The sequence below is a fragment of the Providencia sp. LY12 genome (genome assembly GCF_057621555.1).
On the sequence record NZ_CM172594.1, the window covers coordinates 3,528,958 to 3,553,351 of the forward strand.

Annotated in this window: 19 protein-coding genes; 10 read left to right on the forward strand and 9 right to left on the reverse strand. The window is 43.9% G+C overall.

The features are described from left to right. Positions 1–125: 125 nt before the first annotated feature. Positions 126–3,032, forward strand: a complete 2,907-nt coding sequence (gene rapA / locus ACY3ZI_RS16805) for an RNA polymerase-associated protein RapA (RefSeq protein ID WP_487375557.1) — start codon at positions 126–128, stop codon at positions 3,030–3,032. A gap of 261 nt (positions 3,033–3,293) precedes the next feature. Further along, complete coding sequence (gene rluA / locus ACY3ZI_RS16810; RefSeq protein WP_132496533.1) at positions 3,294–3,944, forward strand: bifunctional tRNA pseudouridine(32) synthase/23S rRNA pseudouridine(746) synthase RluA; 651 nt, start codon at positions 3,294–3,296, stop codon at positions 3,942–3,944. 71 nt (positions 3,945–4,015) lie between these two features. On the opposite strand, the gene djlA is transcribed toward rluA, so the two are convergent. Further along, complete coding sequence (gene djlA, locus ACY3ZI_RS16815; RefSeq protein ID WP_036956297.1) at positions 4,016–4,831, reverse strand: co-chaperone DjlA; 816 nt, start codon at positions 4,829–4,831, stop codon at positions 4,016–4,018. Between the two features lie 204 nt (positions 4,832–5,035). On the opposite strand from djlA, the gene lptD reads away from it, so the two are divergent. The 6 genes from lptD to apaH all read left to right on the forward strand — a co-directional run bounded on the left by lptD (position 5,036) and on the right by apaH (position 11,801). Next, positions 5,036–7,405, forward strand: coding sequence for an LPS assembly protein LptD (gene lptD / locus ACY3ZI_RS16820; RefSeq protein ID WP_487377554.1), 2,370 nt, complete (start codon positions 5,036–5,038; stop codon positions 7,403–7,405). Positions 7,406–7,473: 68 nt separating this feature from the next. Beyond that, positions 7,474–8,796, forward strand: a complete 1,323-nt coding sequence (gene surA / locus ACY3ZI_RS16825) for a peptidylprolyl isomerase SurA (RefSeq protein WP_036956295.1) — start codon at positions 7,474–7,476, stop codon at positions 8,794–8,796. Continuing rightward, on the forward strand, positions 8,777–9,769 hold the full coding sequence (gene pdxA / locus ACY3ZI_RS16830; protein ID WP_211887449.1) for a 4-hydroxythreonine-4-phosphate dehydrogenase PdxA: 993 nt from the start codon (positions 8,777–8,779) through the stop codon (positions 9,767–9,769). Before surA ends, pdxA begins: the two co-directional genes overlap by 20 nt. Continuing rightward, complete coding sequence (gene rsmA / locus ACY3ZI_RS16835; RefSeq protein WP_036956293.1) at positions 9,766–10,575, forward strand: 16S rRNA (adenine(1518)-N(6)/adenine(1519)-N(6))-dimethyltransferase RsmA; 810 nt, start codon at positions 9,766–9,768, stop codon at positions 10,573–10,575. The genes pdxA and rsmA overlap by 4 nt, the downstream gene beginning before the upstream one ends. Positions 10,576–10,593: 18 nt before the next feature. Further along, positions 10,594–10,971 carry a Co2+/Mg2+ efflux protein ApaG gene (gene apaG / locus ACY3ZI_RS16840; RefSeq protein WP_211887447.1) on the forward strand — a complete coding sequence of 126 codons (378 nt, stop codon included), beginning with the start codon at positions 10,594–10,596 and terminating at the stop codon, positions 10,969–10,971. Between the two features lie 2 nt (positions 10,972–10,973). Next, a complete protein-coding gene (gene apaH, locus ACY3ZI_RS16845; protein WP_036956289.1) occupies positions 10,974–11,801 on the forward strand; it encodes a bis(5'-nucleosyl)-tetraphosphatase (symmetrical) ApaH in 828 nt (275 codons plus the stop codon). A 79-nt stretch (positions 11,802–11,880) separates the two neighbouring features. Here the strand turns inward: apaH and folA are convergent, their stop codons facing one another. After that, complete coding sequence (folA, locus tag ACY3ZI_RS16850; RefSeq protein ID WP_036956287.1) at positions 11,881–12,375, reverse strand: type 3 dihydrofolate reductase; 495 nt, start codon at positions 12,373–12,375, stop codon at positions 11,881–11,883. A 202-nt stretch (positions 12,376–12,577) separates the two neighbouring features. On the opposite strand from folA, the gene ACY3ZI_RS16855 reads away from it, so the two are divergent. Further along, positions 12,578–13,192 (forward strand): LysE family translocator, encoded by a 615-nt coding sequence (locus ACY3ZI_RS16855; protein WP_187129638.1) that lies wholly within the window; start codon positions 12,578–12,580, stop codon positions 13,190–13,192. A gap of 50 nt (positions 13,193–13,242) precedes the next feature. On the opposite strand, the gene ftsP is transcribed toward ACY3ZI_RS16855, so the two are convergent. The 7 genes from ftsP to nudF all read right to left on the reverse strand — a co-directional run bounded on the left by ftsP (position 13,243) and on the right by nudF (position 22,329). Then, positions 13,243–14,658 carry a cell division protein FtsP gene (gene ftsP / locus ACY3ZI_RS16860; RefSeq protein ID WP_036956282.1) on the reverse strand — a complete coding sequence of 472 codons (1,416 nt, stop codon included), beginning with the start codon at positions 14,656–14,658 and terminating at the stop codon, positions 13,243–13,245. Between the two features lie 378 nt (positions 14,659–15,036). Next, entirely contained in the window at positions 15,037–15,765 is a 729-nt protein-coding gene (locus ACY3ZI_RS16865) for a 1-acylglycerol-3-phosphate O-acyltransferase (RefSeq protein WP_036956280.1), read from the reverse strand. Between the two features lie 56 nt (positions 15,766–15,821). Beyond that, the gene (gene parC / locus ACY3ZI_RS16870) at positions 15,822–18,077 is read right to left on the reverse strand and encodes a DNA topoisomerase IV subunit A (RefSeq protein WP_036956278.1); all 2,256 of its coding nucleotides are present in this window, start codon (positions 18,075–18,077) and stop codon (positions 15,822–15,824) included. 36 nt (positions 18,078–18,113) lie between these two features. After that, positions 18,114–20,009, reverse strand: a complete 1,896-nt coding sequence (gene parE, locus ACY3ZI_RS16875) for a DNA topoisomerase IV subunit B (protein WP_036956276.1) — start codon at positions 20,007–20,009, stop codon at positions 18,114–18,116. Between the two features lie 118 nt (positions 20,010–20,127). Next, positions 20,128–20,718 carry an esterase YqiA gene (yqiA, locus tag ACY3ZI_RS16880; RefSeq protein WP_487375558.1) on the reverse strand — a complete coding sequence of 197 codons (591 nt, stop codon included), beginning with the start codon at positions 20,716–20,718 and terminating at the stop codon, positions 20,128–20,130. Beyond that, positions 20,718–21,557: a 3',5'-cyclic-AMP phosphodiesterase gene (cpdA, locus tag ACY3ZI_RS16885; protein WP_211887441.1), complete on the reverse strand. Its 840-nt coding sequence runs from the start codon at positions 21,555–21,557 to the stop codon at positions 20,718–20,720. The genes yqiA and cpdA overlap by 1 nt, the downstream gene beginning before the upstream one ends. A gap of 133 nt (positions 21,558–21,690) precedes the next feature. Further along, the gene (gene nudF / locus ACY3ZI_RS16890; RefSeq protein WP_487375559.1) at positions 21,691–22,329 is read right to left on the reverse strand and encodes an ADP-ribose diphosphatase; all 639 of its coding nucleotides are present in this window, start codon (positions 22,327–22,329) and stop codon (positions 21,691–21,693) included. A 308-nt stretch (positions 22,330–22,637) separates the two neighbouring features. Between nudF and tolC the strand changes: the two genes are divergently transcribed. Further along, a complete protein-coding gene (tolC, locus tag ACY3ZI_RS16895) occupies positions 22,638–24,020 on the forward strand; it encodes an outer membrane channel protein TolC (RefSeq protein WP_211887437.1) in 1,383 nt (460 codons plus the stop codon). The last annotated feature ends 374 nt before the right edge of the window (positions 24,021–24,394 follow it).

Consider the following 24,394-nt stretch of genomic DNA (forward strand, 5'->3'; position numbering starts at 1 on the left):
ACGATTAAAAAATTTCGCATCACCCTTGGTATATAACCGTTATATCAACACTGGGCAAAGACACCGGTTAGTTGTCTTAAACATCTAAAAATAAACAATCAAAATTATGGAATTAAATTAAACCTATGCCATTTACTCTTGGTCAACGCTGGATCAGCGACACAGAAAGCGAACTTGGGTTAGGCGCCGTCGTGGCTATTGATGCCCGTATGGTGACGTTGCTTTTTCCTGCCACTGGGGAAAACCGACTGTACTCACGTAGTGATGCCCCAATTACCCGAGTGATGTTCAACGAAGGTGATACCATCACCAGTCACGAAGGTTGGCAGCTACAAGTTGAAAGTATTCAAGAAGATAAAGGGTTATTGACCTACACAGGAACACGTTTAGACACCCAAGAAGCGGATGTCAGCCTGAGAGAAGTGTTCCTTGATAGCAAGCTAACGTTTAATAAGCCACAAGATAGACTGTTCGCCGGTCAAATCGATCGTATGGATCGTTTTGCTCTGCGTTTTCGCGCACGTAAATTTCAAAGCGAACAAGTTAAACACCAATCTACGGGCCTGCGAGGGATCCGCGCGAGTTTGATCCCGCATCAGTTGCATATTGCTAACGAAGTCGGTAAGCGCCACAATCCACGAGTTTTACTGGCGGATGAAGTGGGCTTAGGGAAAACCATCGAAGCGGGTATGATAATCCATCAACAATTGATGGCAGGTCGTGCTGAGCGAGTATTGGTCATTGTCCCAGATAGCTTACAGCATCAATGGCTGGTGGAAATGCTACGTCGTTTTAACCTGCGTTTTTCTCTGTTTGATGATAGCCGCTACAGCGAAGCCCAACACGACAGCGATAACCCATTTGAAACTGAACAATTAGTCCTGTGTTCTCTGGATTTTGTTCGTCGTAATAAACAGCGTTTTGACCAACTCGTCGAAGCGGGCTGGGATATGATGGTCGTCGATGAAGCTCACCATCTGCAATGGAGCGAAACTGCCCCAAGCCGTGAATATCAAGTGATTGAAACCTTAGCAGAGCACGTTCCTTCTGTTTTACTGCTAACGGCAACACCTGAGCAACTAGGTCAAGAGAGCCACTTTGCGCGTTTGCGCCTCCTCGATCCTAGCCGCTTCCATGACTACCAAGAGTTCTTAGCCGAGCAAGAAAATTATCGCCCTGTCGCCGATGCGGTTTCACTGCTACTTTCTGGCGATAAACTGACGAATGATCAGCAAAACCTACTCAGCGAGCTTATTAAAGAACAAGATATTGAGCCGTTATTAAAAGCTGCTAATCTTGAAGGCGATGACAGCCAAGCCGCTCGCCAAGAACTGATCCATATGCTGATGGACAGACATGGTACTAGCCGCCTATTATTTAGAAACACCCGTAATGGTGTCAAAGGCTTCCCACGCCGTGAATTGCATTCTTTAAAAATGCCATTGCCAACTCAATACCAAACGGCAATCAAAGTCGCTGGCATTATGGGTACCAAAAAGGATGTGGAAACTCGCGCGAAAGAGATGCTGTATCCAGAACAAATTTACCAAGAATTTGAAGGCGAAAACGCCACTTGGTGGAACTTCGACCCACGAGTTGAATGGCTGATGGGCTTCTTAACCGCGAATCGCCATGAAAAAGTACTGGTTATCTGTGCCAAAGCCGCTACAGCACTGCAACTTGAGCAAGTTCTGCGTGAACGTGAAGGGATCCGTGCGGCGGTATTCCACGAAGGTTTATCCCTGTTAGAGCGTGACCGCGCTGCGGCATACTTTGCTTCACAAGAAGAAGGCGCACAGGTATTGCTGTGTTCTGAAATTGGTTCAGAAGGTCGTAACTTCCAATTTGCTAACCAATTAGTGATGTTTGACTTGCCATTCAACCCTGACCTGCTTGAGCAGCGTATTGGTCGTTTGGATCGTATTGGTCAAAGCCGCGATATCGTGATCAACGTGCCTTACTTGGAAAACACCGCGCAAGCTGTGTTGATCCGTTGGTACCATGAAGGCTTAGATGCTTTCGAGCATACTTGCCCTACTGGTCGTACTATTTACGATAAATATTACCAACAACTGCTGCAATTTATGGCAGAGCCAACCATCACTGACGGGTTTGATGAATTTATTAAAACCTGCCGTGAAGAGCACGATGCACTCAAAGCACAGTTAGAGCAAGGTCGTGACCGTTTGCTGGAAATGCACTCAAATGGCGGTGAAGCCGGTAATAAATTAGCCGAAGAGATTGGTGAAGGCGATAACGAGACTGAGCTGGTTAACTTTGCACTGAACCTGTTTGATATCGTTGGGATCAACCAAGAAGATAAGAGCGATAACTTAATTATCCTCACACCATCCGACCATATGTTAGTGCCTGATTTCCCAGGATTACCGCAAGATGGCTGCACGATCACCTTTGACCGCGAACAAGCGCTTTCCCGCGAAGATACGCAGTTTATTAGCTGGGAACATCCGATTATTCGCAACGGTTTGGATTTAGTGTTATCCAGCGATACGGGCAGCTGCGCAGTTTCTGTGTTGAAAAACAAAGCGTTGCCAGTAGGCACCTTGCTGACCGAACTGATTTATGTGGTAGAAGCTCAGGCACCGAAACAGCTGCAAATCAGCCGTTTCTTGCCGGCGACTCCAGTTCGATTATTGATTGATTTAAAAGGTAATAATCTATCTTCACAAGTGGAGTTTGAGAGTTTTAACCGCCAATTAAATGCCATCAACCGTCATATGGCGAGCAAGTTAGTCAATGCGGTACAAAACGAGGTGCATTCTGTATTGCGCCTCTCTGAACCGATGGTCGAGAAAGAAGCAAAATCCATTATTGAGAATGCCAAAGAAGCCGCTGATAAAGCCCTGACTCTGGAGCTGTCTCGTTTGGAAGCGCTAAAAGCGGTTAACCCAAATATCCGTGATGAAGAACTCGATATTATCGAGGAAGAGCGTCGCCAATTGATGACCAACATCGACCAAGCTTCATGGCGCCTCGACGCTATCCGCTTAGTGGTTGTCACGCATCAGTAGAGAATGTTTTTTCTTTGACTACTCTAGACATTCCCCTAAATAATTCGAGTTACAGGTAGGCGGCAAACGAAGAAATCCCTAGGAGCATACGCAAGTATGTGACTAGGGTAGCTGAGAGCAGCCAACACCCCTGTAGCGCGAAGTATAACGGGGAATCAGTAAGCGGCAAACGAAGATATCCCTAGGAGCATACATCAGTATGTGACTAGGGTAGCTAAGAGCAGCCAACACCGCTACAGCGTGAAGAATAAAGGATAAAAAATGTTACCCTATAATCCCCCTACGGAACCATGGCTACATATACTCTACCAAGACGAGCATATTATTGTAGTCAATAAACCTAGCGGCTTGCTTTCTGTACCAGGGAAAGCCCCTGAGCACCATGACAGCATCATGAGCCGTATTCAGCGGGATTATCCTGCGGCAGAGTCCGTTCACCGTTTAGATATGGCAACCAGTGGCGTTATGGTCGTCGCTCTGCATAAAGCGGCTGAGCGTGAACTCAAGCGTCAGTTTAGGGAACGGGAGCCGAAAAAACACTATGTGGCTCGCGTGTGGGGTCATTTGGAAAAACCTGAGGGTTTGGTGGATTTACCGCTAATTTGTGACTGGCCGAATCGCCCTAAGCAGAAAGTCTGTTTTGAAACCGGAAAATCGGCTCAAACCGAATACCAAGTTTTAGAATATGAAGAGCAGGCAACGCGAGTCAAACTTTCGCCAATTACGGGACGCTCTCATCAGCTACGTGTTCATATGCTCGCGCTGGGACACCCTATTCTTGGTGACAGATTTTATGCCCATGAAGAAGCATTGGCATTGGCACCACGTTTGCAATTACATGCGCAGGAGCTGTATATCACTCACCCTGAATATGGCACACCAATGCATTTTACTTGCCCACCAGATTTCTAATCTCATTGAAGCGCTTAGGCTGGTTTAAGCGCTTTAATTATTTAAAAACTTAAGTTATTTAAAAACTGAAGTTATTTGAAACCCTTCTCTTTTTTAACAAGATCATAAGCCGCCTGAATTGACTGTGCTTTTTGCTTAGCAATTTCCATCATCTCTGGCGGTAACCCTTTAGCAACGAGCTTATCGGGATGATGCTCACTCATCAGCTTACGGTACGCTCGCTTAATTTTCGTTGGGTCATCATCGACGGAAACCCCAAGTACCTTACAGGCATCTTCCAGCGTAGGGCCATTATTTTGTTGGTAATAGCCTCCAGACTGCTGCTGAGAATAACCATGACCAAATTGGCGACCGCTTTGGATCATATCTAAGAATTGCTCAAACTGAATTTGGGAGATACCCAGCTCTTCCGCAATAATAAATAGCACTTTTCGTTCGTTAGGATGTAGGGTTCCATCCGCGAAAGCAGCTTGCAATTGAATTTCCAGAAACATCTGAACAAGGTCAAAACGACCATAGCAAGCCATACGTAATTGTTTAAGAACATCACGCAGTGGAAAGTCTGGGGATTTCCCCTCTCTAAAGGCTTGTTGAGCGGCTTTGCGAGTTTCTCCGTGCAGTTGCATTCTGTCCATCAGGTTCGATGCTAACTGGATATCAGTCTCCGTGACACGCCCTTTTGACTTGGTTAAATGCCCTAATATTTGAAAGGTACTTGCGAAGAAAATAATTTGCCTATCGCGCTTATTGAAGGCGCCAGCAAACTTACGTTGAGCCGAAGCCTTATCAAAACCGTGCCCAATCAGTAAGCCGGCTAATGCTCCCCAAAACCCTAAACCGGAGACAATAGCGAGTATCACCCCAATAATTTTACCCCAATAGTGCATATATCCCTCAATTCTTCAATGCTCAGAATGCAATTTTGCATTATCATACTATCCATTCTGCTTTTGTGCATAACGATAAAGAGCCTAACAAGTTGCTAACTACGTTTATTCCAGTTTTGATATTATACTGGCGAAAACGGGTTGGCTAAGATAGTCTTTGAGCGTTTGCCGACTGTGCCCATTTGACGGACTCCCTATTTAATGATGAAGAAAAGTTATCCCACAATAATCGCCACCATGGTATGGGCGGCTATTTATAGCCAGCAAGCACATGCTGATCTTGCAGCACAATGTATGCTTGGGGTGCCTGTTTATGACAAACCTATTATCTCTGGTGATCAAAATAGCTTACCGATTGAGATTCAAGCTGACGACGTCACAGGGGAATACCCTAATTTTGTCGAATATACTGGTAACGTTGATATTCAGCAGGGCAACCAGACTCTCACAGCAGATAACGTTAAACTGACACAAACCCAAAAAGAGGGTGAAGAACCGGTTCGTGAAGTGACGGCGACGGGGAATGTCCATTACGATGACCCTCAAATTATCCTGAAAGGCCCTTCAGCGTGGTCAAACTTAGATAATAAAAACACTGACGTTGATGACGGTAACTACATGATGGTTGGTCGTCAAGGTCGCGGTGACGCGAAAAAAATGAAAATGCGTGGTGAAAACCGCTATTCCATCATGGAAAACGGGACTTTCACCAGTTGCTTACCGGGCAGTAATACATGGAGCGTTGCTGGCTCTGAAGTGATTATTGACCGTGAAGAAGAAGTCGCAGAAATTTGGCATGCTCGTTTCCGTATTGCCGATGTGCCAGTGTTCTATAGCCCGTATATGCAGTTACCGATTGGTAGCAAGCGCCGTTCCGGTTTCTTAATTCCAATGGGAAGCTATTCCAACAATGACGGGTTAGAGTTCACACTACCGTATTATTGGAACATCGCGCCAAATTACGATGCGACGATCACCCCGCAGTTTATGACCCACCGAGGCGTTAAATTAAATAACGAATTCCGTTATTTAATCACTCCAGGTACAGGGACTGTCGCGTTCGATTTTATTAATCACGACCGCGCTTATATTAAAGATAAAGAGAATGAAAAACGTGATGCCCGTGACAGTGATGACCGTTGGTTATTCTACTGGCGTCATTCAGGTACCTTTGCTCAGCACTGGAACTTTGGTGCCGACTACACCAAGGTAAGTGACCCTCAATACTTTACTGATTTTAGCTCTCAGTACGGTAGCACCACTGATGGTTATGCCACGCAGAAATTTAACGTCGGTTATTCTGATACAAATTGGAACATGAAAGTGTCCCACAAACAGTTCCAAATCTTTGTGGATAACCCAAATAAGCGTGCTTATAAAGCTGAACCACAAATCGATTTTAACTATTACCAAAATGACGTCGGTATGTTGGATTTCCATACCTACGCCCAAGCCGCTCGTTTTACCAGCGTAGGTGAAAATAACCCAGACGCGACCCGTTTGCATATCGAGCCAGAAGTCAGCATGCCGCTGTCTAACGGTTGGGCGCAAATGAACAACAGCATCAAGCTGATGGCGACGCATTACGACCAAGATATTCCTGATGTAAAACAAAATAGTGGCTTAGATAAAAATGTCACCCGCGTGCTGCCAATGTTTAAGAGTGATGCGAAAGTGGTATTTGAGCGCGACTTATTCCAAGGCAGTGATTTTGTTCAAACATTAGAACCACGAGTTCAGTATCTCTATATTCCGTATAAAGATCAGGACAATATCAATAACTACGACTCCGCACTATTACAGTCTGACTATACAGGTCTGTTCCGCGATCGTATTTACAGTGGTTTAGATCGTATCGCTTCGGCTAACCAGTTCACAACCGGTTTAACCACCCGTATTTATGATGAAAATTTAGCTGAACGCTTCAATTTCTCCGTCGGGCAAATTTACTATTTAGAGCGCCCACGTGCGGGTAATTCAAACCTGAAAATCGATGATAAGAGTGATACAGGTTCATTAATGTGGGCAACCGATGCCATGTGGCACATTGATGAAAACTGGGGGATTCGTGGCGGATTACAATATGACCGCCGCCTTGGTAGCGTCACCATGGGGAACGCAGTTACTGAATATCGCTTTGATGCCGATAGACTGATTCAACTGAATTACCGTTTTGTTGACCGTGACTATATTCAAGCGACGTTCCGCCGTGAAGATACTGCGGGTGGTTATACCTACACATTACCAGAATACCAACAAGGTATTTCACAAGTAGGCACCGTGGTAAGTTGGCCATTAAGTGATAACTGGGGCTTTGTTGGCTCTTATTATTACGATACTAAGCAGCAACAATCGGCGAGCCAGCTAGTCGGATTACAGTACAATGCCTGCTGTTGGGCGGTGAATTTAGGGTATGAACGTAAGATTGTAGGTTGGCAAAAAGAGAAGTTCAACAGTGAATATGACAATAAATGGTCTATCAACGTGGAACTTAGAGGCCTAAATAACAATCATAGTTTAGGTAGTCAGGAGATGTTGAAACAAGGTATTATTCCTTATCAACGTGCTTTCTGATAACAAACAACATAACGATCACGATTAGCCCGCATATGCGGAATAAAAGTCAATTTTATAGGACCATTATGAAGAATTGGAGAACGCTTATTCTGGGACTGATGTTCGCAAGCTCTGCAAGTTTAGCTGCGCCACAGCAAATGGATAAAGTGGCTGCGGTTGTCAACAACGGAGTTGTACTTGAAAGCGACGTCCAGAATATGATCAATACAGTGAAGTTGAATGCACGTAATGCAAATCAACAAGTTCCTGATGATCAAACCCTGCGCCAGCAAATCATCGACCGTTTGGTTATGGATAACATCATGTTGCAGATGGCTAACCAAATGCAGATTAATATCCCTGAAGAAGCTGTGAATGCGACTATCGCGGATATTGCTCGCCAAAATAATTTAACCTTACCGCAGATGGAAAAACGCCTGACTGCGGATGGTATCAATATGGGCAAATACCGCAGCGAAATCCGTAAGGAAATGCTGTTAGCGGAAGTGCGTAACAACGAAGTTCGCCGCCGTATCACCATTTTGCCTCAGGAAGTTGATGCATTAGCTGAGCAAATGGATTCTCAAATGAATGCTCAGAAAGGTGTGAATTTAAGCCACATTCTGATCCCACTGCCAGAGAACCCAACGCCAGAACAGTTATCAAAAGCAGAATCGTTAGTTGATAAAATCTTAACTGACCTGAAAAAAGGCTCAGATTTCGGTAAATTAGCAATTGCTTACTCTGCTGACCCTCAAGCACTGAAAGGTGGAAACATGGGTTGGTCACGTCTGCAAGAGCTGCCAGTGGTCTTTTCTGACCAACTGAAAAACTCGAAGAAAGGCGATATCGTTGGTCCAATTCGTTCTGGTGTAGGCTTCCATATTTTACGTGTGAATGACGTCACTGGTGATACTCACCAGCCAATCTCCGTCACCGAAGTGAAAGCGCGTCATATCTTACTAAAATCATCACCAATTATGGATGATGCAACAGCAAGACAAAAACTGACTCAACTGGCTCAAGAGATCCGTAACGGCAGAATTTCATTTGAAGAAGCGGCTAAAGAGAACTCCGAAGACCCAGGTAGTGCATTAAAAGGTGGGGAATTAGGTTGGAATATGCCTGATGTTTACGACCCTGCATTCCGTGATGCACTGATGAAACTGAAAAAAGGTGAAATCAGCCAACCTGTACCTTCAAGTTTTGGCTGGCACTTAATTCAGTTAGAAGATACTCGCAGTGTCGATAAAACTGATGCCGCGAAGAAAGATCAAGCGTACCGTTTACTGTTCAATCGTAAGTTTAACGAAGAAGCGCAGACTTGGATGCAAGAACAACGTGCTGCGGCTTATGTGAATATCGTTGATGGTCGCCAAAGCCAATCTAATGATGAACAAGCAAAATAAGCCAATCGTCATCACCCCCGGTGAACCTGCCGGGGTAGGCCCAGATCTTCTGATCCAACTTGCTCAGCAGGCATGGCCTGTCGAGCTTGTGGCTTGCGCAGACCCAGACCTGCTTCTTCAACGCGCTAAAACTCTCAATTTACCACTAACATTACGCGAATATGATGCAAAACAGCCACAAACTTCTGTTGCTGGACAATTGTCGATTGTTCCCGTTTCACTGAATGCACCAGCAGAAGCTGGAAAACTCGATGTGCGTAATGGTGAATATGTTACTGAAACTTTAGCCCGCGCTTGTGATGGCTGTTTGAATGGTGAATTTTCTGCCGTTGTAACGGGGCCTGTTCACAAAGGCATTATTAATGACGCTGGTATTCCATTTAGTGGACATACCGAATTTTTCGCAGATAGAAGCCACTGCGACCGCGTTGTGATGATGCTCGCAACACAAGAATTACGTGTCGCTTTAGCGACCACGCACCTGCCGCTAAAAGATGTCTCCGAGGCAATTACCCAACAAAGCTTGCATGAAGTGATCACCATTTTGCATCATGACCTGCAAACCAAGTTTGGCATTGAAAACCCGCACATTTATGTTTGTGGGCTTAACCCTCATGCCGGAGAAGGCGGACATATGGGAATGGAAGAGATTGAAACCATCATTCCAGCTCTAGAAACCTTGCGTAAGCAAGGCATTACCTTAATCGGTCCTTTACCCGCAGACACGCTTTTCCAACCGAAGTATTTAACCGATGCAGACGCAGTATTAGCGATGTATCACGATCAGGGACTACCTGTGTTAAAATACCAAGGTTTCGGCAGAGCGGTAAATATTACCCTTGGTCTGCCATTTATCCGTACTTCAGTCGATCACGGCACAGCGCTTGAATTAGCAGGTACGGGTCAAGCCGATGCGGGCAGTTTTATCACCGCATTGAAATTAGCTATCCAAATGACACAAAAGAATTCATGAATAATCGAGTCCATCAGGGGCACCTTGCCCGCAAACGTTTCGGGCAGAACTTTTTAACTGACCAATTTATTATCGACAGTATTGTAGATGCAATGCACCCACAACCAGGACAGGCCATTGTAGAAATTGGTCCGGGTCTTGGTGCATTAACTGAACCTGTTGGTAGCCGCATGGATAAAATGACGGTTGTCGAACTTGACCGCGACCTTGCTGCTCGTCTGCATGTCCATCCACAGCTGAAAGATAAGCTAACCATCATCCAGCAAGATGCGATGACTGTCGATTTTGGTGAACTGGCGAAACAAGCTGGACAGCCAATACGCGTATTTGGTAATTTGCCTTATAACATCTCAACACCGTTGATGTTCCACCTGTTTACATTCACCAACCAAATTTCCGACATGAATTTCATGTTGCAAAAAGAAGTGGTTAATCGATTAGTAGCAGGTCCAGGAAGTAAAGCTTTCGGTCGTTTAAGCGTTATGGCGCAATATTACTGCAATGTTGTTCCTGTGCTTGAAGTTCCGCCTACTGCCTTTGCGCCACCACCAAAAGTGGACTCTGCGGTAGTAAGATTGATCCCTCACAAGGAAAACCCATACCCAGTGAAGGATATTAAAGTATTGAGCCGTATTACAACTCAAGCATTTAACCAACGTCGTAAAACTATCCGCAATAGTCTTGGGGATTTATTCAGCGTTGAGCAGTTAACCGAGCTGGGTATCGACCCGGGAACGCGCGCTGAGAATATCTCCGTTGAGCACTATTGTAAGATGGCAAACTATCTGTGTAATTTATCGGAATAGAGAATCTGAGGAGGCACTATGCTGAATGATCCCAATGTGAGCATCCAAGTTCAAAGTGTCTACATAGAAAGCCAATCCCAGCCTGACATTGCCCGTTTTGTCTTTGCGTATACTATTTGTATCCGCAATTTAGGGCGAATTCCTATACAGCTAATGAGCCGTTACTGGCTCATTACCAATAGTGATGGCCGTAAAACTGAAGTGCAAGGTGAAGGCGTGGTGGGAGAACAACCCGTTATCCTACCGGGCAAAGAATATCGCTATACCAGCGGTGCTATCTTAGAAACACCAATGGGTACGATGGAAGGCTATTACGTTATGCTGAGCGAGCAAGGAAATCACTTTCATGTTGATATTCCTGCATTTCGTCTCGCTATCCCAACACTGATTAATTAATTATGTCCACATATATTGTAGGTGATATACACGGTTGTTATCGTGAGCTGCGGGAACTTCTCGATAGCGTGAATTTCGATCCACAGCAAGATACATTATGGCTAACGGGTGACCTTGTTGCTCGTGGACCCGAGTCATTGCAAGTCTTACGCTATGTGAAAAGTTTAGGCTCATCAGCACGCTTAGTGTTAGGCAACCATGACCTACATTTGATTGGCATCTACTGCAAAATCAGTCGCAATAAGCCTAAAGACCATCTTGATGAGCTACTCAATGCGCCCGATATCGATGAGCTAATCAATTGGTTACGCCGTCAGCCACTTTTACAAGTCGATGAAGAGCAAAAAATGGTCATGACCCACGCTGGTATTACGCCACAGTGGGATCTCGAAACCGCAAAAATGTGCGCCCGCGAAGTGGAAGCCGTGCTTTCTAGCGATGCATATCCGCTGTTTATCGACTCTATGTATGGCGACATGCCAAACAATTGGTCTGAAAGTTTGATGGGGCTAGCGCGTTTACGCTACAGCACCAATGCCCTCACCCGCCTGCGTTATTGTTTTCCAAATGGGCAACTGGATATGATCTGCAAAGAGAGTCCAGCTAAAGCCCCTGCACCACTGAAGCCGTGGTTTTCTCTACCAAGTCAATTCCCTGAAGATTACGCCATTTTCTTTGGTCACTGGGCATCATTGGAAGGTAAGTTTACACCAGAACATGTGTATGCGATGGATACGGGCTGTTGCTGGGGAGGGGATTTAACGCTGCTGCACTGGGAAACTAAAACATTCCATAGACAGAAATCTCACCAGAAACGTCGCAAAGAGTGAATGTTTACTCTAGATACCAAATGATAGATAGCAAAATGGCACCTAACAGTGCCATTTTTGTTGACTAGAGTAGCGACGGTTAAACGCGACGAGTCAGAACTTCAATGCAGAAACCGTGGCTATTCGCTTCGTCTGCCTCATGATATTCAGTGAAAATAGAGTCCCATTCATCAGGCTCGTAAGCAGGGAAATGTGTATCCCCAATCACTTCAGCATCCACGTGAGTCAAATAGAGTTTATTCGCCATTGGAAGGAATTGTTGATAAACCTTACCACCACCAATCACCATAATCTCATCAGCACCTTCAACTGCCTTCGCGGCTTCTAATGCTTCTTCAACTGATTTAACCCAGATAACGCCAGTTTCTGTGCCTGCTTGACTGCTCAAAACAATGTTGACACGCTGCGGTAAAGGACGACCTAACGCTTCATAAGTCACGCGTCCCATAATCACAGGTTTATTCAATGTTTGACGCTTAAACCACGCCAAATCACCTGGTAAATTCCAAGGCATCGCATTTTCCATGCCGATAACCTGATCGAACGCCATTGCTGCGATTAAGCTAATATTCATCTAACCACCTTAGAAACGAAATATAAAAATTGTGCACACTATACGGAAACAGACATACTTCGTCGACTAAATTTAATCTTCCTTAAATACCACTCAATCCCTTATACTCGAACGACTCAAGTCAATGCACTAAACGATGTTTACAACGCTTTTAGTCCCTTATTACTCAGTTTAGTTCAACCTAAAATAAAGAGATTACATTATGTATCAGACCAGTATCATGGTCGCGACGATTGCCGCTCTTGGCATGATCTCACCAGGTCCAGATTTCTTTTTAATTATCAAGAATGCAGCGCGTTACCAACGTTCCGCAGCCATGATGACCGCCCTTGGTATTATCGTTGCTATTGCACTTCATATGTCTTATTGCGTGGCTGGGCTTGCTGTGTTGATCACCACAACACCATGGTTATTTAACATTCTTAAATATGCTGGTGCGGCGTATTTAATCTGGATTGGGATTAAAAGCCTGATGCCGCAAAAGGCTCAGAGTGTTGATTTAATGAGCAATCAACATGAGCATGTCACATTCAAAAAAGCGTTCATGCAAGGTTTCTTGTGTAATGTCTTAAATCCTAAGGCAACGTTATTCTTCTTAGCGATTTTTACTCAAGTGCTTAGTGTGGATTCGACATTCTCAGAAAAGCTCTGGTTCGCCTTTATTATTTGGGGTCTAGCCGTGATTTACTGGCCAATTTTGGTGTGCTTAATTCAAAGTGCCCCCGTTAGAAAAGGGCTAGCAAAAGTACAAAAATATGTGGATAAAGTCCTTGGCGTGGTGCTAGTCGCATTCGGCATACGCGTAGCATTAAGCTAATTTTTAACGTAAAAAAGCCCGCTAATTGCGGGCTTTTACTGGTGTTTCAATTAGTTACTACCATCTTCAGGTGTAATAACCAGTTGTCCCACTGAGCCTAAATCTGCTTTTTCAAGGTTTTGGCTATAAAACAGGAATGGGAAATGGTTGTAAGACGGCTGCAGCATCTGCACAAGTAGTTCACAGCGCCCATCAATCCAAACCGTATCTTTCCATCCAAAGTTATCTGGCTGAGCTGGCTGCCCATTACAGTTGATCACTTTAAAGCGAACACCTTCAATGTGGAAAGATTGAGGCTGTTGACTGCTGACATTCCAACGCTCCCAACTGCCTTGGCGAGAAGTAATATCCACACGCCCCGTGTCCAATTTCACGCCATTGATGCCTACAGGATCATTTAGCTGGATATCGCGGTTAGTAATCGAGGAGGTAATTTGTGTGGTATCCAAGACTAATTGTTTTGGAACATCATCCGTCACCAATGACATTAATCCCGTCGCTTTGATGGTTAGCACATTGGTGGAAATTAAATTATTCGACGGTTCAAATAGCCCTTTTACGCGATCCATCAACGAGGCAGATTCCCCTGCTGTAATCGTCAGTTCAGCCGTTTTCGCCATATCAATCAGCACTTCACGACGTTCTCCCGGTGCAAGTGAAAGTTCTTGTACGCTGGCAGGCACCGTGAGCAATCCTTGGTCTGACGCTATCATCACGAAAGGACGGCCATCGCTGATTTTCATCACATAGCGTCTGGAATTAGACGCGTTTAATAATCTTAAACGTACCCAACCACGAGAAACTTCAATGTAGGGATCTTGCACACCGTTAACCACTAATGTATCCCCGAGGAATCCATTCTCATCAGTGTGATATTCAGGAACGCCAAAGTTATCCAAACGTTTGTCTTGAATAATAATCGGGAAATCATCTACGCCGTAATGTTTTGGTAAACGTAACTCTTTTGTGGAATCATCATCAATAATCCACATTCCCAGTAAACCATTGTAGATTTGCTGTCCCATTTTACCTTGAGTATTCGCGTGATACCAAAGCGTTGCCGCATTTTGGCGAATAGGGATCACCGGTGACCAATCTGCATTTGGCGAAATTTGTCTCGCTGCACCGCCAATTTGTGTGCCTGGGATCTGTAGCCCGCTAATGGTCATTGAAACGGCATCAGGTAACCTATTGCTATAGATAAGTTTGAGATCATCGCCATTTTTTACGCGAATAGTGGGGCCTGGATAAGAACCATTAATCCCTAAAACTTCCGCAGAATATTTACCATCGAAAGACCAATGGATTTTTTGTAATGTTAAAAAGAGTGGCTGTCCCGAACGGGATTCTAGCAAGGGTGGAACAGGGAGTGCGGTCGTTCCTTCTGCACTCGCATAAGTTGATACCTGCAATAAGCACACAGCCAACCCGCTAATCAGCAATGATCGGCAACGACTGAATAACATAGATTCTCCGCTAAATAAAAAACCAGCAAGTTATTTTAATAAATCATTATAAATTAGTGATTTATACGAGTATTTTTAGGTATATGCTGGTGATACCACTATTTGGAATTCAATAATTTATCTTGCGACAAATTTGCGAGTCATCATATCGCGAAAGGGCATAGAATTCTAAAAATATATGTATCAATAATTAAAATATAATAAATTTGAATGGTAATAATTACAGATGGGATTAAATAACGGCAGAAATAGTGTAGTAAAAGTCTCGCAGTGAAAATAACATCGCCAGAATAACATAGTGGGAAGTTCTGAATAAACTTCCCACTATCGATACCAATTAACTTAGTAAAATCATAGAACTTAATAAAAGTATTGAGATTAGCGTTTGTTCAGCTCTTCAACTTCTTTATCTAACTCTTTAATTTTAGCTTCCATCAAGTCATGACAATATTCCGACAGCTCACGAACCTGATCTTTAGAGTATTTCGAGGTATCTATCGGATCCAACATTTCAATAATCACATGACCATTATTCCAACGGTTCAAGCTAATTTTGTTTTGTGTAGTAGACACACAAACAGGCACAATTGGCACACCAGCAGCAATCGCAGCATGGAATGCGCCCGTTTTAAATGGCAGTAAACCACGACCACGGCTACGAGTTCCTTCAGGGAACATCCAGACTGAAATCTTACGAGATTTAATCTGCTCGGCAACTTGGGAAATAGTGTTATGGGCTTTCGAACGGTTACCACGGTCAATCAAAATATTTCCCGTGATCCAATACAAGAAGCCAAAGAATGGGATCAAAACAAGGCTTTTTTTACCCACAGTAACGGTTCTTGGTTGAACACCATTCGACATAGTGACCATGTCATAGTTATTTTGATGGTTACCGATATAAATACTTGGACCGTAATCCTTTGCCTTAGCCGGAACACGGTCAATCATTTTAATACCGAACACATGGGACAAACGCCCAAACATACGACCAAACGTCATCACATGTCTTGGATTTCGTGGGCTAAATAGGCAGTAGATACTGCCACCTACACACACACAAATCGTAAATATGATCACAATGATAGCTCTAATTAGCGCTAGCATAATATTCCTTAACTTATGAAAAGGGCTTTAACCAAGCCCTTGAATTATTGTTATTTTTACTCTGTATCCACAGAATCAACATCAATACGTTCAATGTTATGTAAACCACGCGGTAACGATGTTCCTTTACGTCCACGCTCCGCACGGTATTTCTGTAAGTCTTCTGATTTAAATTTCAGTTTACGCTTACCAAAATAGAGTGTGATCGAGGCTCGAGGTGGGATCACCATTAACCAAACCAGTAGGTCTTCACCACTTGCGGCTTGCGCCCCTGTGATATTAATGATTTTATTCCCCTTCCCTTTGGATAATTGTGGGAGGTCAGACACAGGGAATAATAACATGCGACCGGCTTTCGTGATGGCTAATAACAAATCTTCTTTTTCGTTATTTAGCTCAATCGGCGCCATTACTTTTGCATTTTCAGGCAACGACATCAACGCCTTACCGGTTTTATTCTTCGTCACCAAATCATTAAAGGTGCAAATAAAACCATAACCCGCATCAGACGCCATTAAGTATTTCTGCTCTTCCGGCGCCATCAGCACATGCTCAATCGTCGCGCCCGGTGGAAGTGTTAACTTCCCTGTTAACGGCTCACCTTGGCTACGTGCAGAAGGTAATTCCAGCGGATCGACAGAATAGCTACGTCCAGTGGTATCAAGGAATACCGCCGCTTGATTAGACTTACCACGGGCGGCGCCTTTAAAGCTATCCCCCGCTTTGTAGCTCAGATTACTTGGCTCGATATCATGCCCTTTCGCACTACGCACCCAGCCCATGTCAGACAAGACGACAGTAATCGGCTCCGAAGGCAGAATTTCATGCTCGCTAAGTGCTTTGGCTTCTTCGCGCTCTTGCAGCGGCGAACGACGATCATCACCATAGGCTTTAGCATCTGCCTGAATCTCTTTCTTAATCAAAGTATTCAAACGAGCTTCTGAGCCTAAAATAGCCTGTAACTCATCGCGCTCTTTGGCTAATTCATCCTGTTCACCGCGAATTTTCATCTCTTCGAGTTTCGCTAAGTGACGCAGTTTTAATTCTAAAATCGCTTCGGCTTGGGTATCGCTAATATTAAAGCGCGACATTAAGACGGCTTTTGGCTCATCTTCATTACGAATGATTTCAATGACTTCATCGATATTCAAATAAGCGATGAGTAAACCATCCAAAATATGCAGGCGTCTTAATACTTTTTCTAAACGGTGGTTTAAGCGATTACGTACTGTTTGACGACGATACGTGATCCACTCAGTGAGGATCTCAACCAATCCTTTCACTGCCGGACGGTTATCTAAGCCAATCATGTTTAAGTTAACACGGTAGCTTCTTTCAAGATCTGTCGTTGCAAACAAGTGGGTCATCACTTGATCAAGATCCACGCGGTTGCTGCGCGGAACGATCACTAAACGCGTTGGGTTTTCATGATCTGATTCATCACGTAGATCTTCGACCATTGGCAGCTTTTTCGCGCGCATCTGGTTTGCAATCTGCTCAAGGATTTTAGCGCCGGAAACTTGATGAGGCAGCGCTGTAATTACCGCATTACCATCTTCTTTCTCCCATACCGCACGCATACGCACTGAGCCACGACCGTTTTGGTAAACTTTACGGATATCTTCCGGTGAAGAGATAATTTCAGCTTCCGTTGGGTAATCAGGACCCGGAATAAACTGCATAATCTCATCAAGATTTAACTTTGGTTTTTCCAGTAGTGCCACCAGCGCACTTGCCACTTCGCGCGCATTGTGTGGTGGAATATCGGTCGCCATACCCACGGCAATCCCCGTGGTACCATTTAATAAAATATTTGGCAGACGGGCAGGCAACATTTTCGGCTCATTTAATGTACCGTCAAAGTTAGGTACCCAATCAACGGTACCGTGACCTAATTCGCTGAGCAGAACTTCTGCATATTTTGATAAGCGAGACTCGGTATAACGCATCGCAGCGAAGGATTTCGGATCATCTGGAGCCCCCCAGTTTCCTTGACCGTCAACCAAAGGATAACGGTAGGAGAATGGCTGCGCCATCAACACCATCGCTTCATAACAGGCGCTATCACCGTGCGGATGATATTTACCTAATACGTCACCGACGGTTCTGGCTGATTTCTTATATTTTGCCGTGTTGCTCAGCCCCAATTCGGACATGGCATACACAATTCGGCGCTGAACAGGTTTAAGTCCATCGCCGATAAATGGCAACGCTCTATCCATGATGACGTACATCGAGTAGTTCAGATAGGCGTTTTCAGTAAAGGCATGAAGCGGTAAACGCTCCACACCGTCATGAGTAATTTCACTCATTCAATACGTTCCTTACTCTTATTCATCCGATTATGATCAGACCTCAATTTCTGCCGTATCGCCTTTTTCTTGCAGCCAGTTACGACGATCTTCCGAGCGTTTTTTAGCCAGAAGCATGTCCATCTTCGACATAGTTTCTGTGTAATTATCATCATCGATAGTTAACTGAACGAGGCGGCGAGTATTTGGATCTAACGTCGTTTCACGCAATTGTGGCGGGTTCATTTCACCCAGTCCTTTAAAGCGCTGGACGTTTGGTTTGCCTTTTTTACGGCTTAATCTTTCCAATACCGCATTTTTTTCACTTTCGTCTAATGCGTAGTAAGTCTCTTTGCCTAAATCGATACGATACAGTGGCGGCATTGCCATATAGACATGCCCCTCTTTGACCAATTTAGGGAAATGGCGCACAAACAAGGCGCACAACAATGTGGCAATGTGCAGTCCATCGGAGTCCGCATCCGCGAGGATACAGACTTTTCCATATCGTAGCTGAGAAATATCTTCGCTATCAGGATCCATACCAATCGCGACAGAAATATCGTGAACTTCTTGGGAGGCTAAAACCTCATCTGAAGAAACTTCCCACGTATTGAGGATCTTACCGCGCAGCGGCATGATGGCTTGATATTCACGATCACGCGCTTGCTTCGCCGATCCACCTGCCGAGTCCCCTTCCACTAAGAACAGTTCTGTCATGGAGAGATCTTGAGAGCTACAATCCGCTAATTTACCCGGCAATGCTGGGCCACTCGTGAGTTTCTTACGCACCACTTTTTTCGCCGCACGCAGGCGACGCTGGGCGCTAGAAATCGCCATTTCAGCCAATTGCTCAGCAACTTGAACATTCTGGTTTAGCCATAAGCTAAAGGCATCTTTCACCACACCAGAAACAAACGCTGCACATTGACGGGAAGAAAGGCGCTCTTTCGTCTGTCCTGCAAATTGCGGATCTTGCATTTTCACAGATAAAACATAGGCGCAGCGATCCCAAATATCATCCGCAGATAACTTCACTCCACGCGGCAAAATATTACGGAATTCACAGAATTCGCGCATCGCATCAAGTAAGCCTTGGCGTAACCCATTAACGTGAGTACCGCCCTGCGCTGTTGGGATCAAGTTAACATAGCTTTCCGTCAGTAGCTCGCCACCTTCAGGCAACCATAATAGCGCCCATTGAGCGGCTTCAACTTCAGCAGAGAATTCACCGGTAAACGGCTTGGCAGGCAGTGCTTCAAAACCATCCACCGATTCCATTAAGTAGTCGGTTAACCCATCGCTATAGCACCAGCTTTGCTCAGTTTCATTGAGCAGATCCTTAAACGTAATTTGTACGCCAGGGCATAAAACAGCTTTTGCTTTTAAGTTATGAGTTAAGCGCGAAACGGAGAAACGCGGGCTATCAAAATAGCTTTCATCAGGCCAGAAATGGACACTGGTTCCGGTGTTGCGTTTGCCACAAGTACCAATGACTTGTAAATCTTCGACTTTTTCGCCATTTTCAAACGCAATTTGATAAACCTGGCCATCACGGCGCACGGTGACTTCAATACGCTTTGATAACGCATTGACCACGGAGATACCAACACCGTGCAAACCACCCGAAAATTGATAGTTTTTATTGGAGAATTTTCCCCCAGCATGCAGTTGTCCTAAAATCAGTTCAACCGCGGAGACTTTCATTTCTGGGTGGATATCAACAGGCATACCACGCCCATCATCAATCACTTCGAGGGATTGATCGGGGTATAAAATCACTTGGATGTGTCCGGCATGTCCAGCTAAGGCTTCATCGACACTGTTATCAATTACTTCTTGAGCCAAATGGTTCGGTCGGCTGGTGTCGGTATACATGCCAGGACGACGGCGAACAGGCTCCAAACCACTGAGAACTTCAATGTCCTCTGCGTTATAACTAGATTGAGTCATGTTGTCATTCTGCGGTAATAGATGATTAATTGAACTATACCCTAAATAATTCAAGAAGATTGGGTATATTCAATCAGTGAATTACTGTTGATAATAACAGTGTATTGGCGTTTTCGCACTATTTCTCTGCGTTATCAACCAGAGACAAAAAGCGAATGATCTGCGGGAAATAACGTTCAAATCCAACAAATGCATGATCCCCATCCGGTTCCACCGTTTGCTTACACTCTGAAAGATAGGCAACGGCTTGACGATAATCAAGTACCTCATCCCCCATTTGCTGCAATAACCAAAGTAAGTTTGGTGAACGTATCTTTTCGAGATGCAAAGCCTTCAATTCATGCATATATTTGGGTTCTAACACATACGTTTCATGGGTATATGGATTAGTATTTTCCCCAAGATAATCGCTGAGCAAATCAAACGGACGTACCGCTGGGTTCACTAATACTGCGGGAATTTGGTAACGCTCAGAAAAATAAATGGAAAAATAACCACCCAATGAAGAACCCACTAAACCGATTGTTTCATGCTGATGTTCGACAAGAATATCATCCAGTAATTTTGTCGCTTGCTGCGGAAAATTAGGCAATTGCGGAACAATCATGTTGATCTGAGGATAATGCACCGCCAACCACTGTTTAAGATTATTTGCTTTCTCAGACAGTGGAGAGCTATTGAATCCATGAATATACAGTAACGTTGCCATTAGTAACCATCTGAATCAAAGTCAGGGCTAAATTCCTGAGTATTTAAACGATAAACTTGGGTTTCAATCACTTTTTCACCTTGCTCATTCACCGTTAGTTCCAGATAGCGCCAGCCCGGAGCAACCGTATCTAAAGCAAAATTGGTGCAATGAGGCTTGAACTGTACACAGGTTGATGGCGTTGCTAATAAACGGATACCATGCCAGTTCTCATCCATCTCTTGGTGAATATGCCCGCACAGCATCGCTTTCACATTGGGGTAGTTTTTAAGATAGTCCGCCAAAATATGTGAGTTTCGTAAACTGTGCTGATCTAACCAAGTGCAGCCAGAAGGTAATGGATGATGATGCAGCATAATCAGTGTCGTGCGTGTCGGCTGCTCGTCTAAACACTGTTTCATCCATTCCAGTTGCTGCTCAGAAAGCTCACCGTGAGCAACATCTTGTAATTGGCTATCTAGCATTAAAATTTGCCAGTCATCACCAATAAATATCTGTTTGGCACTCGAAATGCCGGCAATTTTTAAGGTGCCTACCATCGCTGGCGGGTAATCGTGATTTCCCGGTAGCCAAACGCAAGGTGCAGGAATGCGCTCAATCCCAGCCGCAAAATGTTGATAGGCTTTAGGTGATTGGTCTTGAACGAGATCCCCTGTGGCGACGATTAAATCGACAGGTAAGTTTTGTTCTGCAATCGCATCAAGTACCGCCTGATAGCTTCGGTAAGTATTGATCCCTAAAAGGGTGTTTTCCGTATCAGCAAAAAGATGCGTATCAGTAACTTGTAAGATTCTAATAACTTTAGGGTTATTAGCAGTCACTTTAAGCTGGCTGTCCAAAGTATTCCTTTATCCTTAAAAATAGCGCTAAGTATTATCACCTAAACCATCAAGTACATAGGTCACTGATTTTAACCTAACTATCCATTCAATATCTGCTAATCAGCACACACTTCACTAGATTAATGGTTATTTAAATCAGTTTCACCCATTTTTCTTGCAGCTTTTGGTGATTCAGTTGTAGCCATTGAATGGCTATCACGGTTGCCGCATTATCAATTTTGCCCTCTTCAACCCATTGATAAGCTTGCTCTCGGCTCACGACATGCACTCGGATATCTTCATTTTCTGAGGCTAAGCCATGAATGCCTTTTGCCAACGAGCTATCGACCTCTCCAACAAAAACATGAATCCGTTCGCTGGTGCCACCAGGGCTTGATAAATAGCTAATCGATTTTTCTATGCGTTCAATAGTGAGACCCGCTTCTTCCGTTGATTCGCGACGAACCACCTCTTCAGGGGATTCGTTGTCTTCAATCATTCCCGCCACTATCTCTAACAACCATGGCGTTTCGCTTGATTCAAAAGCAGGGAATCGAATTTGCTCGATTAATACGACATTATCGGTTTGTGGATCATAAGGCAGTATTGCCCCCGCATGCCCTCTTTCAAACACTTCGCGAACAATTTCTTTGCTCCAGCCACCTTCAAATAATCGATGTTTAAATCGATATTCAATCATTTGAAAAAAACCGTTAAATAATTTACGCTTAGATATAATTTCAATATCATTTTTACTGTATTTAATCGGGGTTTCGATTTTATTATTCATTGATAGTCTCCTAATCCCTTCATTTTTATACTAACAAAGATGGAAGGATTAAATCAGTTTTTAAGGTTTTTTAACCTTAGATGAGGTAATGTTTAAACTAATTGAGACTAAATGGCACAAAAGGCTACCGTTTTCCGTGCCACACCTCTGTTACAATGTGCGCCATTATTCAAATTTATGAGCAACAATAGGGTCTGTTTTGAGAACGGTCTCTCTTTTCAGAGTTCCAACAGCTTATCATCGTCCATAACATGATAAGTTTTAGACAACAGGCTCCATATAATTTGCTGTTTAATCAAGGAATCCAAATGAAGAAACTGCTTCCCCTTTTTATTGCGATGAGTTTTGTGGGTCTCAGTGCTAATAGTTACGCAGAAGATTTACTTCAGGTTTACCAAAAGTCTAAAGACAGTAACCCGGAACTCAGAAAGTCATTTGCTGAACGTAATCAAGCTTTTGAGAAAATCAACGAAGCACGTAGCCCGCTGTTACCGCAATTAGGTTTAGGCGCTGGAGCGACTTATGGCAGCGGTTATCGTGATGCAAGCAACACCGAAAGCACGGGTCTTAATGCATCATTGAAATTGACCCAGACTGTGTTTGACATGTCAAAATGGCGTCAGTTGGATCTTCAAGAAAAAACCGCAGGAATTTCTGATGTTACCTATCAGACAAGCCAGCAACAGCTTATTTTAGATACCGCAACGGCTTATTTTAATGTATTGAAAGCCATTGATGCGTTATCTTATATCCAAGCTAACAAAGAAGCGGTTTACCGCCAGTTAGACCAAACAACGCAACGTTTTAACGTCGGCTTAGTCGCAATCACTGACGTGCAAAACGCCCGTGCAAATTACGATAGCGTGATTGCACAAGAAGTGGCGGGTCGCAATGATTTAGTTAACGCGGTTGAAAAACTGCGCCAAGTCAGCGGTGTTTACTATAGCCAGTTAGCCTCTTTAAATATCGACCGCTTCAAAACCGCTAATCCAGACGATGTTGAATCTATCTTAAAAGAAGCAGAGCAACGTAATCTGAGTTTACTGAGCGCCCGCTTAGCGCAAGACGTTTCTCGTGAAAACATCCGTTTAGCAGAAACTGGTCATATGCCAACTGTAGGCTTAGATGCATCAACTAGCGTAGCAAATACTTATAACCACGGTAGCGGTTACGATCGTACCGGTGGCGCAAATAACAGCTACAATGGCCAAAACAGTATTGGTTTAACATTAAGCCTGCCACTATATTCTGGCGGAGCAGTAAGTTCACAAGTTGAACAAGCACAATATGGTTTCCAAAGTGCGAGTGAACAGCTGGAAAGCGTTTATCGTAACGTCATCCAATTGGTCCGTTCATCGTATAACAACGTGACATCATCAATCAGTAGCATCAACGCTTATAAACAAGTGGTTGTTTCAGCACAAAGCTCATTAGATGCAATGGAAGCTGGCTACCAAGTGGGAACTCGTACTATCGTTGACGTGTTAACAGCAACAACTGCGCTGTATCAAGCTAAGCAAAACCTGTCTAACGCCCGTTACGATTATATGATCAACCAACTGAACATCGAATTTGCGCGTGGTACGTTAAACGAAGATGATATTGCTCGTTTAAATGCTAGCTTAGGTAAAGAGATCCAAACTTCACCTGACAGCATTATTCGCAACTCGACTGCACCAAAAATTAAATAATCATTTAATTTAGTCGATGAAAATAGCTCGTCCAAATGGCGGGCTATTTTTTTAGCCCTATCATCCAAGCGCTTATTTTAAAATAACGCGAATTTGTCTGTTCCCTAAATAATGAATAACTTACCGTATTATTTATTCATCTAATTCTTAAAATTCAGTCAATTCTGACTGAGGTTAATTGCAACCACAGTCAAAAAATCGTCATAATTAATTTATTGATATCAAAGAAAAATAGGAATTACTCGGCATTAGATTTCACCAACAACATGCAAAAATGGAATCAATTTCGCTAAATCCATCATTTCCCATTATTTGTGCAGCATTTGTACTTTAATTTTTATCCTATATCCCCTATTCTAAGGGCAACATCTCGA